The sequence below is a fragment of the Polynucleobacter sp. MWH-S4W17 genome (genome assembly GCF_018687535.1).
Classification (GTDB): domain Bacteria; phylum Pseudomonadota; class Gammaproteobacteria; order Burkholderiales; family Burkholderiaceae; genus Polynucleobacter.
On the sequence record NZ_CP061295.1, the window covers coordinates 515,826 to 537,965 of the forward strand.

Annotated in this window: 16 protein-coding genes; 13 read left to right on the forward strand and 3 right to left on the reverse strand. The window is 46.7% G+C overall.

Annotated elements, in window-relative coordinates; genetic code table 11:
- Position 1: 1 nt before the first annotated feature.
- Positions 2-829 (reverse strand): 2,3,4,5-tetrahydropyridine-2,6-dicarboxylate N-succinyltransferase, encoded by an 828-nt coding sequence (gene dapD, locus C2755_RS02825; RefSeq protein WP_072583047.1) that lies wholly within the window; start codon positions 827-829, stop codon positions 2-4.
- A 174-nt stretch (positions 830-1,003) separates the two neighbouring features.
- Here dapD and smc point away from each other — a divergent pair, with 174 nt between their 5' ends.
- The 5 genes from smc (at position 1,004) to C2755_RS02850 (ending at position 11,219) form a co-directional block, all read left to right on the forward strand.
- Positions 1,004-4,525: a chromosome segregation protein SMC gene (smc, locus tag C2755_RS02830; protein WP_215321684.1), complete on the forward strand. Its 3,522-nt coding sequence runs from the start codon at positions 1,004-1,006 to the stop codon at positions 4,523-4,525.
- A complete protein-coding gene (locus C2755_RS02835; protein ID WP_251368522.1) occupies positions 4,526-5,596 on the forward strand; it encodes a cell division protein ZipA C-terminal FtsZ-binding domain-containing protein in 1,071 nt (356 codons plus the stop codon).
- A gap of 9 nt (positions 5,597-5,605) precedes the next feature.
- On the forward strand, positions 5,606-7,621 hold the full coding sequence (ligA, locus tag C2755_RS02840) for an NAD-dependent DNA ligase LigA (RefSeq protein WP_215321685.1): 2,016 nt from the start codon (positions 5,606-5,608) through the stop codon (positions 7,619-7,621).
- A gap of 231 nt (positions 7,622-7,852) precedes the next feature.
- Positions 7,853-8,494 (forward strand): hypothetical protein, encoded by a 642-nt coding sequence (locus tag C2755_RS02845; protein ID WP_215321686.1) that lies wholly within the window; start codon positions 7,853-7,855, stop codon positions 8,492-8,494.
- Positions 8,484-11,219, forward strand: a complete 2,736-nt coding sequence (locus tag C2755_RS02850) for an autotransporter outer membrane beta-barrel domain-containing protein (protein ID WP_215321687.1) — start codon at positions 8,484-8,486, stop codon at positions 11,217-11,219. The genes C2755_RS02845 and C2755_RS02850 overlap by 11 nt, the downstream gene beginning before the upstream one ends.
- A 139-nt stretch (positions 11,220-11,358) precedes the next feature.
- Here C2755_RS02850 and C2755_RS02855 read toward each other — a convergent pair whose 3' ends face one another.
- Together C2755_RS02855 and map are read right to left on the reverse strand one after the other, a co-directional pair.
- Positions 11,359-13,956: a [protein-PII] uridylyltransferase gene (locus C2755_RS02855; protein WP_215321688.1), complete on the reverse strand. Its 2,598-nt coding sequence runs from the start codon at positions 13,954-13,956 to the stop codon at positions 11,359-11,361.
- 4 nt (positions 13,957-13,960) lie between these two features.
- Positions 13,961-14,860, reverse strand: a complete 900-nt coding sequence (gene map, locus C2755_RS02860) for a type I methionyl aminopeptidase (RefSeq protein WP_215322273.1) — start codon at positions 14,858-14,860, stop codon at positions 13,961-13,963.
- Between the two features lie 205 nt (positions 14,861-15,065).
- Here map and rpsB point away from each other — a divergent pair, with 205 nt between their 5' ends.
- The 8 genes from rpsB to C2755_RS02900 all read left to right on the forward strand — a co-directional run bounded on the left by rpsB (position 15,066) and on the right by C2755_RS02900 (position 22,137).
- Positions 15,066-15,815, forward strand: a complete 750-nt coding sequence (gene rpsB / locus C2755_RS02865) for a 30S ribosomal protein S2 (protein ID WP_011903288.1) — start codon at positions 15,066-15,068, stop codon at positions 15,813-15,815.
- The gene (tsf, locus tag C2755_RS02870; protein ID WP_215321689.1) at positions 15,815-16,699 is read left to right on the forward strand and encodes a translation elongation factor Ts; all 885 of its coding nucleotides are present in this window, start codon (positions 15,815-15,817) and stop codon (positions 16,697-16,699) included. Before rpsB ends, tsf begins: the two co-directional genes overlap by 1 nt.
- Positions 16,700-16,884: 185 nt before the next feature.
- Positions 16,885-17,595, forward strand: coding sequence for a UMP kinase (pyrH, locus tag C2755_RS02875; protein WP_215321690.1), 711 nt, complete (start codon positions 16,885-16,887; stop codon positions 17,593-17,595).
- A gap of 11 nt (positions 17,596-17,606) precedes the next feature.
- Entirely contained in the window at positions 17,607-18,167 is a 561-nt protein-coding gene (gene frr, locus C2755_RS02880) for a ribosome recycling factor (protein ID WP_215321691.1), read from the forward strand.
- Positions 18,168-18,190: 23 nt separating this feature from the next.
- Positions 18,191-18,964, forward strand: a complete 774-nt coding sequence (locus C2755_RS02885) for an isoprenyl transferase (RefSeq protein ID WP_215321692.1) — start codon at positions 18,191-18,193, stop codon at positions 18,962-18,964.
- A gap of 28 nt (positions 18,965-18,992) precedes the next feature.
- Positions 18,993-19,820, forward strand: a complete 828-nt coding sequence (locus C2755_RS02890; RefSeq protein ID WP_215321693.1) for a phosphatidate cytidylyltransferase — start codon at positions 18,993-18,995, stop codon at positions 19,818-19,820.
- Positions 19,820-21,016, forward strand: coding sequence for a 1-deoxy-D-xylulose-5-phosphate reductoisomerase (gene ispC / locus C2755_RS02895; protein ID WP_215321694.1), 1,197 nt, complete (start codon positions 19,820-19,822; stop codon positions 21,014-21,016). Before C2755_RS02890 ends, ispC begins: the two co-directional genes overlap by 1 nt.
- A complete protein-coding gene (locus tag C2755_RS02900; RefSeq protein ID WP_215321695.1) occupies positions 21,004-22,137 on the forward strand; it encodes an RIP metalloprotease in 1,134 nt (377 codons plus the stop codon). Before ispC ends, C2755_RS02900 begins: the two co-directional genes overlap by 13 nt.
- Positions 22,138-22,140 lie beyond the last annotated feature (3 nt).

Below are 22,140 nucleotides of genomic sequence, written 5' to 3' on the forward strand. Positions count from 1 at the left end.
CTTAGTCGCGGAGTAATTCGTTAATAGCTGTCTTTGCTCTTGTTTGAGCATCAACCTTCTTGACGATGATTGCGGCATACAAGCTGTATTTGCCGCAAGCGGAGGGAAGTGAGCCTGGAACAACTACTGAGCCAGCTGGAACGCGGCCGTAGTGGACTTCGCCAGTTTCGCGGTCATAAATCTTGGTGCTTTGGCCAATATAGACACCCATGGATAAAACAGCGTTTTCTTCAATCACAACGCCTTCAACCACCTCAGAGCGAGCGCCAATAAAGCAGTTATCTTCAATAATCACTGGGCCAGCTTGGATTGGCTCCAAAACACCGCCAATACCAACGCCGCCAGAAAGGTGAACATTTTTGCCAATTTGGGCGCAAGAACCTACGGTTGCCCAGGTATCGACCATCGTGCCTTCGCCTACATAAGCGCCAATATTGACGTAAGAAGGCATTAAAACAGCGTTTTTGCCAATAAATGAGCCGCGGCGGGCCATGGCAGGGGGAACCACGCGGAATCCACCGGCAGCAAAGTCGGCGGCAGTGTAGTTTTCAAACTTGCTGGGAACCTTATCGTAGAACTGGGTAAAGCCACCAGCACTCATAGGTTGATTGTCTTCTAGGCGGAATGAGAGCAAAACAGCCTTCTTAACCCACTGATTTACCTCCCATTTACCGACGTCACGTCGCTCAGCCACACGGATAGTGCCGGCATTGAGGCCTTCTAAAACGGCATTTACGGCATTACGGACATCCCCCGGGGCGCTATCTGGGGAGAGGTTTGCGCGGTTTTCCCAGGCTTGTTCAATGATGTTTTGTGGTGATTGGCTCATGCTTTTTAGTTAACTATCAGATTGTTAAGGGATTTTGTCCCGGGAGGTAGATTTATCATTATATAGATGGGGCAAAAACGCGTCCAAGCAGGCAAGAGCTTGCTATCATCTTCCCACTTTAGCTTTAATTTTTACCCCTTTATTTGAACCCCTTTTTTCCCTGCAAAGTACGCCGTGCAACTGAAATCCATCAAACTTTCCGGCTTTAAGTCTTTCGTAGACCCAACCCATTTTGAAATGCCTGGCCAACTCATTGGTGTCGTGGGTCCTAACGGTTGCGGAAAGTCGAACATTATTGACGCCGTCCGCTGGGTTTTGGGAGAGTCCCGCGCCAGTGAGTTGCGTGGCGAATCGATGCAGGACGTTATTTTTAATGGTTCTGGTTTGCGTAAGCCATCTGGGCGCGCTAGTGTTGAACTCATTTTTGATAACACTGAAGGGCGCGCTCAAGGCCAGTGGAGTGCTTTTACAGAATTGGGTATTAAACGCGTTTTAACTCGCGATGGAAATTCAAGTTACTACGTGAATAACCAAGTAGTACGTCGTAAAGATATTCAAGATATTTTCTTGGGCACCGGTATGGGTCCAAGAGGTTACGCCATTATTGGTCAAGGTACGATCAACCGCATTTTGGAAGCAAAGCCAGAAGAGTTGCGTGTGTTTTTGGAAGAGGCCGCTGGTGTTTCAAAATATAAAGAGCGTCGCAAAGAAACCGCCTCACGTTTAGAAGACACGGTAGAAAATTTAACGCGCGTTGAAGATATCTTGCGTGAACTCGATCAACAGTTAACACGCTTAGAAAAACAAGCCACTGTTGCTGAGCGTCATGCTGAGCTTTCTACACAGATGAAGTCCCAGCAACAACTGCTTTGGTTTGTGCGCCAGACCGAGGCGGGTAAAGAGCAAGAGCGTCATGCTAACGGTATTCGCGATACGCAAGTTGGCCTGGAAGAACAGACAGCTAAGCTACGCCATGTCGAGGCTGAACTAGAAACTATGCGTACACAACAGTACGCATTACAAGATAAAGTTTCTCAAGCGCAAGGTGATTTATATCAAACCAATTCTGATGTGAGTCAGGTTGAGGCACAGATTCTTTATGTGCAAGAGGCGCGTCAACGTTTGCAGCAGCAAACTCAGGATCTACAAGCGCAGTTACAGCGCTGGACCGTGCAAGAAACAGATGCAGCACAAGCGCAGCGTACAACTGAGCATGAGTTGTCTTTAGCTGCTGAAAAAGAACAAACACTCTTAGCCGATTTAAATGGTTTGCAAGAGCAAATGCCAAGTCGTGAAGAGGCTTATCAAAATGCCTCACGCGAACTCAATAGCGCACGTGATTCAGTTGCATCTATTGAGCAACGTTTAGCCAGTTTGGGTGAACGTCTTCGTTCAATGTCAGCTCAATCAGATGAATTGAAGGGGCGCGAAACTCGCCTTGTTGGTGAATTCGATGGCTTACGCCGTCCTGATGCTGAAGCTTTACAAACAGCAATAGATCGTCAGGTCATGGCCGCCCGCAAAGTGGAGGAGGCTAAGCAGCGCGCTGTTGAAACCCAACAACGCGTTCCGGCTGCTGATGAAGCCCGTAATACTGCGCAACAACAGATTCAAATGGCCAATCAAGATCTTGCTCAAACTGAAGCCAAGTTGACGGCATTGACTGCCTTGCAGGCAAGCGTGCAAGCTCAAGGGAAGATTGGGCCTTGGCTTGAAAGCAAGGGCCTTAAAGAAAGCAAGCGCCTCTGGCAAGAACTTAAAGTAGAGAGTGGCTGGGAAACTGCGCTGGAATCCGTACTGCGTGAGCGTTTGGCTGCTGTGACTGCAAAGAGTGTGCAAGAAACATTGGCCCTGGCTAATGATGCGCCCCCAAGCCGTTTAGCAATTTTGCTTACAGAAGAAATCACGCCAGCGCATACCTCTGCTCCTGCGGACTTCACACTATTATTGAGTCGCGTGCAAAGTGCGGGCGCTCCAAGACTCACATCTGTATTGCAAGAGTGGTTAGACAATATCTATATTGCTAGCAGCCTTGAGGATGCTTTGCATCGCCGTGAAAAATTACCGGCTGGTGGCACATTCGTTACCCAGCAAGGTCATTTAGTGAGTCGTGTTGGCGTACAACTTTACGCAGCCGATTCTGAGCAAGCCGGTATGTTGGCGCGTGCTCAAGAGATGGAAAGTCTCGAGAAGCAATTGCGCGCACAACAACTGATGCAAAGTGAGCTCAAGGGTGAGTTGGATCAATGTGTTGCTAACTATCAAGCAGCTCACCAAGCAGCAGAACATGCTCGTGAGAATGCAGAACATGCTGTTCAAGAATCGCACGGCTTTGAAGTGGAAAGAATGCAATTAACTCAAGCTGAAGAGCAATACAGTCAACGTGCAGCACAGATTCAGAGTGAGTTAAGCGAGTTGCGCCAACAGATGGAGCAATTGAGTCAGACCCAAGAGCAGTCTGCTGCTGAGTTGCTTGAATCCGAAGAATCTAAAGAAGGCTTGCAAGAAGCTTTGCAGGTAGCACAAGAAAAATTAGAGCACTCCACTGATGAGCGCGATCGTTTGCGTGAGTCTCTCCGTTCTGCTGAAATGGCTGCTCAAGAGGCGGCCTTTGCAACGCGTTCATTGCAACAGCGCATTACTGATTTGCAACGTGACCAAAGTACCGCCCGTACTCAGATCATGGAAATTCAGGATAAGCATGATGCCGCTGCTCATGAACTAGAAACTTTGAGCGACGAAGAGGCGCAAGATAAATTACAAGGTCTATTACTAGCCCGCAGTGCACGTGAAGCAGCTTTGGCAAATGCGCGTACTGAGCAGGATGCTTTATTGCATCAACTGCGTGAAGCCGATGAGTCTCGTATGCAGGTTGAGCGCAGCCTACAGCCAATGCGTGACAAAGTGGTGGACTTGCAATTGCGTGAGCAGGCTGCTCGTTTGAACTTTGAGCAATTTGCCACATTGCTATCTGATGCAGAGGCTGACCTTACTGCACTTGAAGCAAATTTCAGTGCTGACTTAAAAGTTGGCGCCTTGCAGAGCGAAGTTAATCGCTTGAATACTGAAATTCAGTCTTTAGGCCCAGTCAATATGGCTGCTTTGGATGAGTTATCAAGCTCTCGTGAACGCAAGCAGTTCTTGGATGCGCAGTCTGCCGACTTGAATGAAGCAATGCAGACTCTGACAGATGCGATCGCCAAAATCGATGCTGAAACACGTGATCTATTGCAGGGCACCTTTGACCAGGTCAATACCCACTTCGGTAAGCTCTTCCCTGAGTTATTCGGTGGTGGTCATGCTGAATTGGTAATGACTGGTGAAGAGATTTTGGATTCTGGCGTACAGGTAATGGCCCAGCCTCCTGGCAAGAAAAACAGTTCCATTTACCTCCTCTCTGGTGGTGAAAAAGCCTTGACTGCGATTGCCTTGGTATTCTCGCTCTTCCTCTTAAATCCAGCCCCATTCTGCTTGCTCGATGAGGTGGACGCTCCATTAGATGATGCAAATACCTTGCGTTATGCACAGCTAGTAGCCAAAATGTCAGATAAGACACAGTTTTTGTTTATCTCACATAACAAGATCACTATGGAAATCGCACATCAATTGATTGGTGTCACGATGCAAGAGCAGGGCGTATCCCGCATTGTTGCGGTAGACATCTCTTCTGCTGTTTCAATGGTGGAGGCCGCCTAAGTGTACATAGAACAAATCATGACGATGTTGGGTTTGTCTGATTTGCAATTAGCATTGGCTGTTATTGGGCTATTAATTCTGATAGCAGTCGCGGTTCTGAATATTAAGTATGCTCGTGCTCGTCGTAAGGCAAAAGAGCTCAGTGAATATTCTGTAGATGATCGCTTTGGAAAAGAGCCGAGTTTTGGTCAAGGTTTTGCCGATGGCGATGCAGGGCGCACTGAGCCTAGTTTCGGCGAAGTGATCACAACCATTTCTGCCCCAGAAAAGTTTACGATTGATCCACGGATTGATTGTGTCATCACACTGCGCTTTGATGAGGCTATTAGCGGCTCAGAAATTCTAGAAGAAATTAATGCCTGGACGGATCTTGAGGCGCAATCGACTGCACGCTGGATGTGTGAGGGCTTAAATGCCAATCTAGATGTTGCTGAGGACTGGGAAGTACTCCATCCTGACTCTAAGTATTCTGATTTACAGCTAGCCATTCAGCTAGCAAGCCGCAAAGGTGCTATCGGCGTTCTAGAGCTATCTGATTTTTGCTCTCGCACCCAAGCGCTTGCTGAAACTTTGGGCTCCCAAATCGATATGCCTAGCGTGAGCACAATGTTGGAAAGTGCGAATGAATTAGATGTCATGGCTGCTGAGAGCGATATTCAGTTGAGTATCAATGTTCTGTTTGATGAACCATGTCCATGGGGTAACTTTGATGCGCTCATGCGTCAACGTGGCTTTAAGTTATCTCGTAATGGCCGCCAATATGAATATCTCAGCAAAGGCGTAGTACTTTTTAGTAGCACTGATTTTGATCCAAATAAATCGGTAACTCAGGTGACCTTATTGCTTGAAGTTCCCTTGGTCCCGCAAGAAGAGCGTGCATTTGAGCGAATGCTCTCTGAAGGTGTGGAGATTGCACAAGCTGCTCATGGGCGCTTGGTGGATGACAATGGTATCAACTTGAGTGAGGCTGCGGTCATTAGCATTCGTCAGCATCTCGATGTTCTCTATGCCAATCTTGAGAAATCTGGCGTTCCTGCTGGATCTTCTACAGCTAGCAGACTATTTAGCTAGGAAATCACTTTGTCGTTCACCAGTCCGACAAATTTAGCGGAGCATTACGCATTCTTACAAGTAGAGCTTGCTCGTCTAGAGCATGCCTATTATGTTTTAGATAATCCGCTTCTTCCGGATATTGAATACGACCGCCTCTATAGAGAGTTAATTGATATTGAGACTGCTCATCCCGAGTGGATTACCCCAGAATCCTTGTCTCAGCGGGTAGGTGGAGCAGCATTAAAAGAGTTTGATTCTGTTACTCATGCAGTGCCAATGCTTTCATTAAATAATGCATTTGAAGATAGTGAGCTGATTGCCTTTGATCGTCGTTGTCGTGAGACTCTTCATGCTGATCATGTGACCTATGCAGGTGAATTGAAGTTTGATGGCTTGGCAATCTCACTTCGCTATGAAAATGGCTTGCTCGTAACTGCTGCCACTCGTGGTGATGGCGCTAGCGGCGAAGATGTCACTGCCAACATTAAAACGATCCGTGCTATTCCTCTCAAGCTCACTGGAAAAAATATTCCGCAGGTCCTAGAGGTGCGCGGTGAAGTCTTTATGTATCTCAAAGACTTCGAGAAAATGAATCGACAAGCGGCAGAGTTGGGTGAGAAAGAATTCGCTAACCCTCGCAATGCAGCAGCAGGTAGTCTTCGTCAATTGGACTCTAAGATTACTGCGAAGAGGCCACTCTCTTTCTTTGCCTATGGCTTAGGTGCTCTAGAGCCTCAGTCTTGGTTGCCTAAAACCCATGCAGAATTACTCAATGCTTATGCTGAATTGGGTCTACCGGTTTGCTCGGAGCGTAAGGTATTGCATTCTGTAGAGGAGATCTTGGCATTCTATAACGATGTAGGGGCCAAGAGGGATTCATTGCCCTATGACATTGATGGCGTGGTCTACAAAGTTAATTCTTTTGCCGAGCAAGCTAAGTTAGGATTTGTTTCAAGAGCTCCCAGATTTGCCTTAGCTCATAAGTACCCAGCACAAGAAGCCCTGACAACCGTATTAGGTATTGACGTCCAAGTAGGACGCACAGGTGCAATTACGCCCGTAGCAAGGCTCGCTCCTGTAGAGGTGGGCGGTGTCACAGTTACCAACGCCACGCTACACAACGAAGACGAAGTGAAACGTAAAGATGTGCGGATTGGCGATACCGTTTCAGTGCGAAGAGCGGGGGATGTGATTCCAGAAGTGGTTTTAGTTATCAAGGATCGTCGCCCCGCAAACACCCATGAGTTTCAAATGCCAACCCGCTGCCCTGTATGCGATTCACATATCGAGCGTTTGGCAGATGAGGCGGTGGCACGTTGTAGTGGCGGATTATTCTGTGGCGCGCAGCGCAAGCAGGCTTTAATTCACTTTGCCCACAGAAGAGCGCTGGATATTGAGGGTTTGGGAGAGAAGATTGTTGATCAATTGGTCGACCACAATCTAGTCAGAACCCCCGCAGATCTTTACAGACTAGGATTCACAGCGCTAGCCAACCTAGAGCGTATGGGTGAGAAGTCTGCTGATAACCTCATTCAGGCAATCAATCAATCCAGAAACACCACCTTAGCCAGATTTATCTTTGCTTTAGGTATTCGTCACGTAGGCGAGACTACTGCCAAGGATCTAGCTAATCATTACCAGTCCATGCATGCCTTAATGGATGCAAATCTTGAAGATCTGCTGACCGTTAAAGATGTAGGCCCCGTTGTTGCGGATTCCATCACGAGCTTTATGCAAGAAGCGCATAACCGAGAAGTCATTGAGCAGTTACTAGCCTCAGGAATGCAGCTCGCTGTAGAAGCAAAAGTTATTAGTGAAGCAGTTGCAGGTAAGACATTTGTCCTGACTGGTACATTTCCAACAATGACTAGAGACGAAGCTAAGGATCTCCTGGAAAAAGCTGGTGCCAAAGTAGCGGGATCCGTCTCTAAGAAAACAGACTATGTTGTTGCTGGTGCGGATGCTGGAAGTAAGCTCACAAAGGCTGAAGAGCTAGGTGTGCCAGTGATTGATGAAGCTGCAATGCTTGGTTTGCTTAATTAAGGGTGATTACATCCATTTGCTTGCCTTGGTCAGTCCGCTTCGGCCACTTTCAGTCAGTCGAGTGGGATTAAGTATTGGAGTCTGTCGAGGCTTTATTTAATGAGATATTGCGCATTTGATATAGATCAATTACTCAGCCCCTAAATAAGAATGGCATAGTTTTACTGGCTAATATTCCCATTTGAACATTCTTAGTCCTCTTATAATTACTCTCTTCAATAGGGTGTTTAAATGATTGCTGATGACAAGAAAAAACTCATTGAAGCGGAAGAAATCTATCGGCATGAATTCAAGAAGACGCTAGAAACAACTGACACTTCAATTTCCAAAACTTTAGATCAAGTAGTTTCAGGGGTTAAGCTTGAGAAGTCCAAGATGGGTGCGCAGATTATGGCGTTGCTCAATAGCTCAGTGGGTATGTGGTTTCTATCGTCAGTAGTGATTACTGGTGGAGCGGCAGTAATTCAGCAAATTCAACACAAATACGAAGTTGAGCAAAAGAACCACGCTCAATTGATCTCTTATAAATTTGAGATTGAAAATCGTCTCGATAATATGGAATACGCCTTACGTCGAGCTAAAACAGTCGGCGATGCAAAAGACTCTCTCGATAGATTATTTAAGAGCAAATTTCCATTAACACCCGAATTGCAAAACAGAAGCTTGGGATCCTTATATTTAAATATTTACGAACTGGTGCCTGGGACGGAGAAGCAAAAAGCCCAAGCTGCCATTAACTTCATTCGCGAGATGGAAGATGCGGAATATTTGCTTCAGTCACAACCTGATAACAAGACAATAGATGACCAAGAGAAGGCCCGCTTTAATAAATTAATTCAATCAATACGAGAGTTGCGCTTAAATGCTACCTAACCCCCTGGTTGCTGCGTTTATTTTTCTTAGACCTCAAAAACTACTAGCGACTTTCTTATTTCTACTATTTGCCAGCACCGTCGGGGCGCAAGGCCTTACTAATTGGAATTTGTATGGCAACACGGAATCTGCATTGATTCCGTTTACCAATACGACTCCGTTGACCCCTGGATCAACTCCAACACTTTCGCTGCAGGTTGGCGGAGGTTCTGCAATGTCTTTTGGGATGGATACTGGATCTACGGGGATAGCCATTTCATCGACTCTCTACACCCCCGGTGCAAACGATAGATTGATTGGATCAGGCGCTACCCAGTACAGTAGTAGCGGGCTTCAATATAACGGTAATGTATATCAAACTACAGTCAATATAAATGGAGCTGCAGGGTCTGTTGTTGCTACGTCCGTGGTAGATGTACTGGTTGTAACGGGCGCTACCTGTTATAAATATCAGGCTACCTATTGCCCAGGGGGGGTTAATACTACGCCTGTAGGCGTAAATATCACTGATATTCACTATGCTGGAATTGGCTTTGCCGCCGGCAATGGGTTTATGGGGAGTGCAATAGCAGCTTCTGCCGCAAACCCTTTTACCAATATTGTGACAATCAGTGGTCACGCAGTCACTACCAATAACTATGTCCAAGGTTATGTTATTACCCCAAGCGGGGTAAATCTAGGTCTAACTTCAAGCAATACTTCCAATTTTGCTTATGTGAAGTTGGGTGCGCAGCCAGCCCAGACCGATGCTACGCTATGGGGAAGGGCTGCTGCCCTTGTCACCACAAGTACCCCAATCCCAGGTGGCTCTAGTACTGTTTCCGGGGTAGGTCATGTTCTTACGGATAGCGGCGTTGGTGAAATGATTATTTCCCCGGCCGCTGGAAGTGGTTTAGTTGTCGGGGCTGCACCAAATCCTGGTACCGTCATTACCGTTAATCTTGGTGGTCAGTCAGGAAGTCAAAATTACTATTCATTTACGGTTGGGGGAAATATCGGAACGCCTCAAATTGCGCCTACGACTATTGAGGTGGCGGCCGATACTGGTGTTTTTGTTAATACCGGCAGACTTTTCCTTAATGGATTTAATTACCTCTACGATGCTACCAATGGATTTGTTGGGTACTCGTGGACTAATGCGGTAAGCGGTGTCTCTGGTCAAACAACGCCATCCATTCAATTTCAGTGTGCTCCGGTCAATTGTAATTTTTATATGCCAGACGGCTTTAGCACTAATCTTCCTGCTTGGTTAGGAAGTGATACCACCTTTACCTCTTTGGGCTTAGCTACTCTCTCCGGCGTGATTTCAGGTAGTGCTAATCTCACAGTAGATGGCTCTGGTTCGCTAGAGCTATTGGGCCAAAATACCTACACGGGAACTACCACCATTAATCCTGGCGCCGCACTGTATTTAACCGGGGTTGGAAGTATTGCAACCTCCAGCGCGGTAATCAATAACGGTATTTTTAATATTACTGGTGCAAATGGGGGTGTTGTATTGGGAGGCTCCTATGTCCAATCCTCGACAGGGAATCTTTCAATGAATTTTGCCTCAACTAGTAATCAGCGGTTGAATGTGGCTGGGACTGCAGCATTGGGTGGTGGCTTGAGCTTAAATGTGGCACCTGGACATTATGTACCCGGTAAATACGCAATCATTACTGCGACAGGTGGCGTAACTGGTGCTTTTAATATTTGGACCCTTACATCTAACTTGACCAATTATTCTAATCTCGCTTCATCGGTTTCTTATGATGCCAACAATGTTTACTACAATATTTTGCCTTCCACGCTTGCCGATAATCAAGCATCAGTAGTTAATTTGGCCAATGCGCTTGCACCTATTTTTACTCTGCAAAATACAGTATTGGCCAATAGTTTTACTTACGATTGCCCGGTCTTTGGCGCGAATAATGTTTGCGTATCTGCTGGTGGGCGTAATACAGCAGTACAAGCTAGCGATGGATTAAATAATACTAGCGCTTTACTCATTGCCGCTTATCGCGCTGCACCTCATGTCAGAATTGGTGGTTATGCCGATCAAAACTTATCGGTAAATAACGCAAGCACAGGCATTAATCTTGGGAACAACACGCCGTTGATTGGGCTTTTCGGTGTATGGAATGAGAATCTAGATGGGACTGGCGCAGAGCTAAAAGCCTCTACTGCTTATGGTCAAAAGAACACTACGCTTACTCGTCAAGTGGTTAGCAATACTGAGCCCGGATCAGGCTCCTCAACTTTAAATAGCCAAGGCGCACAAATAATGGCGAAATATGGGTTTGGCCTCATGAGCGATCTAATTGTTTCTCCTTATGTTGGCATGCGTTTCACGCACAATAATTTGGCAGGCTATACAGAGGGCGCATCCTCCAATGTCAGCGCCCCACTTACTTACAGTACGCTCAATACCAGCGCCTCAACTGCATTGTTTGGCATTGGAGCTTTGTATAAGGGGATTCCAAAGACCACCTTATTTGCAAGTGCAGGTATTGAGACGGGCGTTAGCACGAATAATGGCTCAATTAATTCAGCCGGCATCATTGGGTTAACTTCTATGGCCTTAAACCCAAACCCAGTGAATACTCGATCCACGGCCTCAATTGGGGCTTACTATGATGTTGAGAAAAATCAACGTTTAGGTATTAACGCAATTTATCGCCAGGAAGCTTATCAAGCAATTTCAACAACCACTGCCATGACAACTTATACAGTGGGATTCTAAATAATTGTATTGATTTAGCTCCAACAGAGAGCCCGGTTTACGCGAGTTTTTTGCTATCTTGAATGTCTTCAATGGGTTGAAATCAAGGTCGTTAGCGGCCCCTTATTCTTTTCCATAGACGAACCCCGACAAGACTTTATTAAGCCCCTAAAGCCTCAAGTAGTTCAGTTTCTAGCTGGATCTGCAGCTTTGGATTCTTACCCAGGTTTGCTGCATCCAAGAGTAGGATATCTTCCACTCTTTCTCCCAGTGTATTAATCCTGGCAGTATGAATCGAGACCTGATGTTTCGCTAACACTCTGGAGATCGTATAGAGCAGGCCGGTACGGTCACTTGCAGAGAGTGCCAATGTGTAATAGCGGCCACGATCATCCGGAACCATATGCACGCGTGGCTGAATTGGGAAAGTGCGCGACTGTCTTGAAAGACGGCCCATGCTTGGGTTAGGTAGTGGCTCCGCATTCGTTAAAGCCTCGGTCAACTCAAATTCAACGAGTTGAATAATGTCGCGATAGCTACCACCTTCATCTACCAGGTTGCTGCCTGAGATTTGGAAGGTGTCCAAAGCATAGCCGTGCCGTGTTGTATGAATGCGGGCATCCCAAATGGAGAAACCATGCCTTTCAAAGTAGGCGCAGATACGAGCAAATAAATCTTCTTGGTCTTTAACGTAAACAGCCACTTGCAAACCTTCACCAATGGGGGACAGTCTTGCCCTCACAATCGGTTGGTCGCTATTCACCTTGTTGTATAGATGACGTGTGAGCCAAGCAATGTCAGATGAGTCCTGCCTTAAGAAGAAGGCTACATCTAATTGCTTCCATAAATCTTCATAAGATTCGTCATTGATGCCATACAGACGTAATTTAGCTTTGGATTCTTCTTGGTGCTGCGCTAATTCTGATGAGGCATCTGTCTTGGCTCCGCCGAGCACTCTTAAGGTCGCGCGATAGAGATCTTCCAGGAGCTTGCCTTTCCAGGCATTCCATACTTTAGGGCTGGTTCCACGCACGTCAGCCACAGTCAGCAAATAGAGTGCAGTCAGGTGGCGCTCATCACCCACCTTTTTAGCAAATGCTCTTACTACATCTGGGTCGGTGATGTCTTGTTTCTGAGCGGTTTGACTCATGTTGAGATGCTCAGCAACCAACCAAACTAATAGCTCAGTATCTTTTTTTTCTAAGCCGTGATCCTTGGCGAACTTGCGCATGTCGGCTCTGCCCAATTGAGAGTGATCACCGCCACGTCCTTTGGCAATATCATGAAAGAGTGCGGCGATGACCAGTAACCAAGGTTTCTCAAAGTGAGCAATAAGGCTGCTGCAGAAAGGGAACTCATGCGTATGCTCAACCACCATAAAGCGGCGTACATTCCGCAATACCATCAAGATATGTTGATCAACGGTGTACACGTGAAATAAGTCATGCTGCATCTGCCCAACAATCTTGCGGAAGGCTGGGAGGTAGCGACCTAGCACGCTGCTGCGATTCATGAGATGGAAGGCGCGACTGACGCCTTCGGGTTGCTTTAGCAACTTAATAAAGAGGGCTCTATTGATCGGGTCGGCACGCCACTTGCTATCCATCTTGGTACGAGCGTTATAGAGAGCTCTAAAAATAGTTGCGGACAGACTCTTTACATTCGATGCTTGGGCAAATACCAAGAAAGTTCTCAGAATCTGTTCAGGATGATTTTGAAAAAGCTGGGGATCGGTAATATCCAATACCCCTTGACGCTCAATAAAGTGCTCGTTACCTTCGCCTGGAATGGTGAGAATCGTTTTGGACTCTTGCGGAAAGAGCAGGGCTTCAATGTTTTGCAAGAGAACGTCATTCAATTGGGTTACTGCTTTAGCTGCCCAGTAGTAGCGACGCATGATGGCTTCGCTGGCTTGACGTGAAGATTCCTCTTTAATCCCCATCGATGCTGCTAATGCTGCTTGCAAATCAAATGCAAGAACGTCTTGCCTACGTCCCGCTAACAAATGGAGGTTGGCGCGCAGGGTTTCCAAGAAACGTTGATTGCGTTTGAGCTCAGTGAGTTCGCGCTGCGTCACCAGACCAGCTTCATTGAGGTCCTTGAAGGTGTCCCCCAATAGCGCAGCCTTACTAACCCAGGTGATGACCTGTAAGTCACGCAAGCCCCCAGGACTCTCTTTGCAATTAGGTTCTAAAGAATAAGGGGTGTTTTGATATTTGTAATGACGCTGAATTTGTTCAGCTTGTTTGGCTTGAAAAAAGGCTTTTGGATCCATCGCCGCTTCAAAAGCTTTGGCAAAGTCCTTGAAGAGCTGCTTCTTGCCGCAAATGAGTCGCGCCTCTAAAAGGGAGGTACGCACTGTGATGTCTTGTTCTGACTCAGAGATGCATTCAGCAACATTTCTGACTGAGGAGCCAATTTCTAATCCAGTATCCCAGCAGCTGGCAACAAATTGCTCAACTTGCTTTGAAAGGGCTCTAGCCTGTCCTTCATCAGCAGGCAGCAGAATCAGAATATCAATATCGGAGTAAGGAAAAAGTGCGCCCCTACCGAATCCGCCAACTGCGATTAAGGTGGCTTCATTATTTAAGCCGCAGCTATTCCAAAGATGGGAAAGGAGCTGATCGCTTAATTTAGAGAGTTGCTTAGTTAATTTACCAACAGACTGTGTTTTTCTAAACTCGTCGTAAGCAATTTCGCGAGCGGCACGTAGACTAGCTGCATCAATAACATTGCTAACTGCTTGCGACTGACTCATTCTATTAAGCGCTTACTAATGTCGGTCTAAATGAAAGGCCTTTAACGCAATCAGGAGGTGGGTTGCTTCCTTCTGACCAAGTCAGCACTTCAACGCCTGTTGGGGTAACCAACAGCGTATGCTCCCATTGGGCTGACAAGCTGCGGTCTTTTGTCTTCACGGTCCACTGGTCAGGCATGGTGCGAATATCTCGTTTGCCCGCGTTGATCATTGGCTCGATCGTAAAGGTCATGCCGACTTCTAACTTTTCACCAGTACCTGGTTTGCCATAGTGAAGAATCTGTGGGTCTTGGTGGAATACTTTGCCAATGCCATGACCGCAGTATTCGCGCACGACTGAGTAACCTGCTTTTTCAGCGTGGGTCTGTATTACGTGACCGATATCGCCAAGTGATGCACCTGGTTTCACTTGAGCAATTCCTAACCACATGCACTCAAATGTGATTTGTGTAAGGCGTTTTGCCATGACAGAAACTTCGCCCACCATGAACATGCGACTAGTGTCGCCGTAGTAACCATCGGGGGTAATAACGGTAATGTCTAAGTTCACAACATCACCATTTTTGAGAACCTTGTCGCCTGGAATTCCGTGGCAGATCACATCATTCACGGAAGTGCAGATGGATGCTGGAAAGGGAGGGTATCCAGGCGGCTGATAATTTAATGGAGCCGGAATGGTCTTTTGGACATCGCGCATGTATTCATGACAAATCCGATCCAATTCTCCCGTGGTAACTCCCGCCTTAACGTGGGGAGCCACATGGTCCAAAACTTCGCTAGCTAAGCGGCCAGCTTCGCGCATCCCAAGGATGTCTTTTTCTGCGGTAAATACACTATTCATGCCTTGATTATCAACGACTTGGATAGTTTTGGCTTGGTCATATTGCCTAAATTTTAGGCAAATATCCCATTTTTGGGGCTTCTAGGGCCTATTTTGAGAGTTGACCCCTTTTATTGCTTGGGGGTGAGGGTGGCTAGAGCATTGATATTTAAGCTATAATTTTGGTCTCGGGTCTATTTTGGACTTGAAATCGCGAGTTGAGCCTTCCAGGGTGGCGTTTTTTAGCGCAGCTAGGACTCAACTTTAGAACCAACCCTTAGGAGAAGTTATGTCAGTAACTATGCGTCAAATGCTGGAAGCCGGTTGCCATTTTGGTCACCAAACTCGCTTCTGGTCACCAAAGATGGCCCCATTCATTTTCGGTCATCGCAACAAAATCCACATCATCAACTTGGAAAAAACATTGCCAATGTTTCAGGACGCCCTGAAATTTGCAAAACAAGTTGCTTCTAATCGTGGCACTATTTTATTTGTTGGTACTAAGCGTCAATCACGCGAGATCATTGCTGAAGAAGCTGCTCGTGCTGGTATGCCTTACATCGACAGCCGTTGGTTGGGTGGCACACTCACCAACTTCAAAACTGTTAAAGGTTCCCTCAAGCGTTTGAAAGACATGGCAGTTGCTAAAGAAGCTGGTGACTGGGAAAAGCTCTCCAAGAAAGAAGCTTTGACTAATGACCGTGATCTCGACAAATTGCAAAAAGCACTTGGCGGTATTCAAGATTTGAATGGCGTTCCTGATGCAATTTTTGTAGTGGACGTTGGCTATCACAAGATTGCTATTACTGAAGCTAACAAGCTTGGTATTCCAGTAATCGCTGTTGTAGATACCAACCACTCACCAGAAGGTGTTGATTACATCATTCCTGGTAACGATGACTCCAGCAAAGCGGTTCTCCTTTACGCACGCGGCATTGCAGATGCAATCCTCGAAGGCAAAGCTAACTCTGTTCAAGAAATCTTGACAGCAGTTAAAGAAGGCGAAGAAGAGTTTGTTGAAGAAGGGAAAGCTGAATAATGGCCGCTATTACCGCTGCAATGGTTGGCGACTTACGCGCCAAAACTGATGCTCCGATGATGGAGTGCAAAAAAGCTTTGACTGAGGCTGATGGTGATATGGCTCGTGCAGAAGAAATTCTGCGTGTAAAGCTGGGTAGCAAAGCTGGTAAAGCAGCTTCTCGTGTTACGGCTGAAGGTATTGTTGCTACTTCTATCAATGGTACTACTGGTGCCTTGTTAGAAGTGAACTGCGAAACTGACTTCGTTTCTAAGAACGACGATTTCTTGGCATTTGTAAATGACTGCGTGAAGTTGGTTGCTGAAAAGAACCCGGCTGACGTTGCTGCATTGTTAGCATTGCCATTGAATGGTCAAACTGTTGATGAGGTTCGTAGCGCACTGATCGGTAAGATCGGCGAGAACATCATGCCACGTCGCTTTAAGCGTTTTTCTGGTAGCAACAAGTTGGTTTCCTATCTCCATGGCGCTCGTATTGGTGTCATGGTTGAGTTCGAGGGTGACGAGACTGCTGCTAAGGATGTAGCAATGCACATTGCTGCAATGAAGCCAGTGGCCCTGTCTATGGCTGACGTTCCTGCTGAAGCAATTGCTGTTGAGCGAAGCGTTGCTGTTCAAAAAGCTGCTGAATCTGGTAAACCACCAGAAATCGTTGAAAAGATGGTTGAAGGTTCTATTCAGAAGTACCTCAAAGAGGTTTCTTTGTTGAACCAAACTTTCGTTAAAAACGACAAGCAATCTGTAGAGCAAATGCTCAAGGCTGCAAATACAACAATCAAGGGTTTCACCATGTTTGTTGTAGGTGAGGGCATTGAGAAGCGTCAAGACGACTTTGCGGCTGAAGTAGCCGCACAAGTGGCTGCCGCTTCTAAAGCAACAGCTTAATAGGCTAGTTTGGGGCTTGCCCCACTGCTTGGTAATACCCAAAAGGGCATAGAAACCTTAGTTTCTGTGCCCTTTTCTTTGATCCTTCTCAAGCCCTTTATAATTTGGCAGAGATATTAAAAAGTGCTTAAAGATCAATAAGCTAAGTAAGTAAATTACTTGGCAAATTACGGAAAATAAAAAACATGCCAGCCTACAAACGAGTCCTCCTAAAACTATCTGGTGAAGCCCTTATGGGCGATGATGCTTTTGGCATCAATCCAATCACTATCGATTCCATGGTTAAGGAAATCGCCGCTATTGTGAATATCGGAGTGGAGCTAGCGATTGTGATTGGCGGCGGAAATATTTTCCGCGGAGTTGCAGGTGGTGCCGCCGGCATGGATCGCGCAACTGCCGATTACATGGGTATGTTGGCAACCATGATGAATTCTTTAGCATTGCAAGATGCGTTGCGTCAAAAAGGTGTTGAAGCGCGCGTGCAATCTGCACTCCGTATGGATCAAGTGGTTGAGCCCTACATTCGTCCACGCGCAATTCGCGCGATGGGTGAAGGGAAAGTGGTTATTTTCGCAGCGGGTACTGGTAATCCATTCTTCACTACTGATACTGCTGCCGCTCTGCGTGGGGCTGAGATGGGTGTCGAGATTATGCTCAAAGCAACGAAGGTGGATGGTATTTACAGTGCCGATCCAGTAAAAGATCCAACTGCCACCTTATATAAAACCATTACGTTTGACGAAGCATTAATCAAGAATCTGCAAGTCATGGATGCAACTGCATTTGCATTGTGCCGCGATCGCAAATTACCAATCAAAGTATTTTCAATTCTCAAGCCAGGCGCATTAATGCGTGTAGTGCAAGGTGAACCTGAAGGTACTTTAGTACACGTTTAATAGGAGGCCTGATGTCCGCAGCAGAAATTAAAACCAATACCGATCAAAAGATGCAAAAGTCTCTTGAGGCTTTGAAGACCAATTTAGCCAAGATTCGCTCTGGCCGTGCTAACCCAGGAATTCTGGAGCATATTCAGGTGGATTACTACGGTAATCCAACACCATTAAGTCAGGTTGCCAGCCTAGGCTTAGCGGATGCGCGCACCATTAATGTTCAACCATTTGAAAAGACGATGGTTGCGGTTATTGAAAAAGCGATTCGTGATTCAGACTTGGGTCTAAATCCAGCCTCTCAAGGCACGGTAATCCGCGTGCCAATGCCTGCTTTGACTGAAGAGCGTCGCCGCGACCTCACTAAGGTTGTGAAGAATGAGGGCGAAGAAACTAAGATTGCTGTTCGTAATTTACGTCGCGACGCGAATGAGCATTTAAAGCGTCTCACTAAGGATAAAGAAATTTCCGAAGATGAAGAGCGTCGCGCTACTGATGACATACAGAAGATGACGGATAAAGCAGTGATCGATGTCGATAAGATCGTTTCTGAAAAAGAAAAAGAAATCATGACGGTTTAAGGCCGTTATGTATTTTAGCCCCCATGACTCAACACTCTAGTTCCACCCTAGCCATCCCAGAGGTAAGTGCTATACCTCGCCATGTGGCGATCATCATGGATGGTAATGGGCGTTGGGCTAGTAAGCGCATGATGCCTCGCGTTGCGGGGCACTCAGAAGGTTTGAGCGCTGTGCGAAAAATCGTTGAAGAATGCCGCAAGCTTGGTGTTGAATACCTTACTGTATTTGCCTTTAGTTCAGAGAACTGGCGACGCCCACCAGAAGAGGTAGGTTTCTTAATGAAGTTATTCCTGAAGTCACTGAAGGGTGAAGTGTCTCGTTTGGCGGAAAATGATATTGCTTTGCGTTTAATTGGCGACTTGAGCCGTTTTGATTCTGCTATCCAGGAGATGGTGCAATTCTCAGAACAAAAGACTGCCGGGTGCAAAGGGTTAACTTTTACGATTGCTGCTAACTATGGTGGTCGCTGGGATATCTTGCAGGCAATGCGCCAATGCCTTTCTGCTAATCCCAATTTAAAGCCAGAACAGGTTACTGAAGAATTGCTTCAGCCGCATCTTTCAATGGCTTACGCACCAGAGCCGGATTTGTTTATTCGTACCGGTGGTGAGCAGCGTGTAAGCAATTTCTTGTTATGGCAGCTTGCATACACCGAGCTGTACTTCACAGATATTTTGTGGCCTGACTTTGATGAAAAAGAATTGCACAAGGCGTTTGACTGGTTTAGCCAGCGCGAGCGCCGTTTTGGTCGTACCAGTGCTCAGCTTGCATCTCAAGCCGTGAGCGATGCAGTTTGACGCTGCTAATTACTAAGTTTAATTCCCCATGTTAAAAACCCGAGTCATTACCGCCCTTGTTCTATTGGCGGTATTGCTGCCTATTCTATTTTTACTCCCCGCAATGTACATTGGCGTATTCTTTTTGGTGGCATTGTTGGCCGCTGCTTGGGAGTGGAGTCGCTTATTAGCGCCTGAGGCAGGACGTGCTGCCTGGCTATACGCATTATTTTGCTTGGCCATTATTTTGTTTTTTCTAGGCATGCAGAATGCCTCCTGGCAATTCGCTTTATTACTTCTAGCTGTCATTTTCTGGTTCTTTATTGCGCCATTTATATTAGCCAAAGGCATGAATCTTTCGCTGGAAAAGCTGCGACCTTTTTATGTGGTGCTCGGCTTCATTTTATTGCCAGCCACTTGGTTTGCATTGGTGTTCTTACGTGAGTTAGGCCTGATCTTTTTGCTTAGTAGTATGGCTCTAGTGTGGATTGCCGATATTGGCGCTTACTTTGTTGGTAAGGCGTTTGGTAAACACAAGCTTGCCGTGCAAATTAGTCCGGGTAAATCGATTGAAGGTGCTATCGGCGGTTTAATACTTTGCTATGTTTATGCATTCTTGTGCGTTTACTTTTTGCCTTTTGAATCGACTTTGTTTGGCGCCTGGGCCATTCGCTTTGGTTGGGTTCCCATGTTCCTCATGGTGACGGTATTAACGGCCTTCAGTATTTTTGGGGACTTATTTGAGTCTCAGTTAAAGCGTTTAGCTGGCGTCAAAGACTCCAGTCATTTATTGCCAGGACATGGTGGCGTATTGGATCGGGTAGATGCTTTGATTCCGGCAATGCCCATCGCAGCGCTCTTGGCCGGATTTGTGTAATGCCAGTCAAGCAGGTCGCTATCCTAGGCTCTACTGGCTCCATCGGCGTTAATACGCTCGATGTGATTCGTGCCCACCCAGATCGCTTTAGGGTAGTCGCACTTACCGCAGCAAAGCAGGTAGATTTGCTGGCTGAGCAATGTGCTGAATTTAGACCCAATATTGCGGTAGTAGCGGATGCTGATGGCGCCGCTCGCTTAAGTAAGATTTTGCTCGAGAAAAAAATCAATACCCAGGTCTTGCATGGACCGCAAGCTTTAGTTGGCGCTGTTACTGAATCGAATTGCGATACCGTTATGGCTGCGATTGTAGGTGCCGCAGGATTGGTGCCTACCTTGGCTGCTGCAAAAGCTGGCAAAAGAGTGTTACTCGCCAATAAAGAAGCCTTGGTGATGTCTGGCGATTTGTTTATGCAGGCGATGAAGGCGGGGGGCGGAGAATTACTGCCAATCGATAGTGAGCACAATGCCATCTTTCAGTGTCTACCAAATCAATTTTCTAAAGCCCCTAATCCGAGTTTGGGGGTTGAAGAGCTATGGTTGACTGCCTCCGGTGGACCATTCAGAAATACGCCACTTGATCAATTGGCCAGCATTACTCCCGAGCAAGCTTGCGCACATCCGAACTGGGTGATGGGCAGAAAAATTTCGGTTGATTCTGCAACGATGATGAACAAAGGCCTTGAAGTGATCGAGGCGTTTTGGTTGTTTGGTTTGCCTTTAGAAAAAATTAAAGTATTAATCCATCCGCAAAGCGTTGTGCATTCAATGGTTCGTTATCGTGACGGTTCTGTGCTTGCTCAACTGGGTCAGCCCGATATGCGAACTCCTATTGCTTATGGTCTAGCATGGCCAGAGCGTATCGAAGCAGGTGTAGCCCCGCTCAGTTTGACGCAGTTGGCAAACTTAAGTTTTACTGATCCAGAGCTAGAACGTTTCCCTTGTCTTTCTTTGGCGTTTGCTGCTGCTAAGGCTGGTGGTACTGCACCGGCTGTTCTGAATGCTGCTAATGAAATTGCAGTAGCAGCATTCTTAGATGAAGGTCTGCCGTATTTACAAATTCCGCATGTAGTGGAGAGCGTGTTGAACTCTATTTCTTCCGTCAATGCAGACTCGCTAGAATTAATTTTGGATGTGGATGCTCGTGCTCGTCAGGCGGCACAAGTGGTAGTGAAGGATATTCTTTGCAGGCATTAATTACTCTTGCAGCTTTTTTGTTAACCCTGGGCGTGTTGGTTAGCTTTCATGAGTTCGGCCATTTTTTTGCAGCTCGCTGTTGCGGGGTTCGAGTCCTTCGCTTTGCTGTTGGCTTTGGTAAACCGTTATTCACTTACCGCGCAAAAAATAAAACAGAGTGGGTATTGGCTGCAATCCCATTGGGCGGCTATGTGAAATTGCTCGATGGTCGAGATCGTCAGCAAGTGATTGCTCCCGCTGATGAATCTGAAGCGTTTGATCAAAAGTCCTTATGGCAGAGATCTTTGATTGTGGCCGCGGGCCCATTAGCCAATTTCTTTTTAGCGATTGTCTTTTTTGCCCTGATCTATATTTCTGGCGCCCCACAATTACCAGCCGTTCTGCAAAACCCCCCTGAGCATTCTGTTGCTGCCAAGCTGGGGGTAATAGCGGGTGATCGGGTAATTGGTTGGCAGAATTTGGGGTCTGAAGAGGGTGGCACGCCCCTTTTGGGGGATTTTGACCCCGTACCGAGTTGGAATGCCTTGCGCTGGAGCTTGATGGATGCGCTTACCGGAGCGGGAGGATTTGCTCTAGAGTTAGAAACGCCTACTGGTGGAAGCTCAATAAAGTCCTTTCATGCTAATGAGTTACCCAAAATTAGCCCTCATCAGGATCCGATATTGGCCCTGGGCATTCTGCCTGCACTAACACCGCTGGCGCAATGGCAGGACCTGAAATTAGGGCCGGTAGACGCCCTCATTTTTGCCACAAAGAGGGTGTGGGTAATTACGAAGGTTTCTGCAAGGCTAATGGCTGGTTTGTTTACCGGCAATACCTCCTTAAAACAGCTGGGTGGACCCCTCAGTATTGCGGACATGGCTGGGAAATCAGCCCAGGTAGGGTGGCAGCCATTTTTGGCCTTTTTGGCACTTATGAGCATTAGCATTGGTTTGTTGAATTTGCTCCCCTTTCCGATGCTTGATGGGGGTCAGCTACTGTATGATGCATGGGAGTTGGTCGCTGGTAAGCAGATTTCGACATCAACGCAGGAGCGCCTCCAAAAAGTGGGCTTTATTTTGCTGATCTCTATGTCATTACTGGCCTTGTTTAACGATTTACAACGCTATATTTCGCCTTGAATC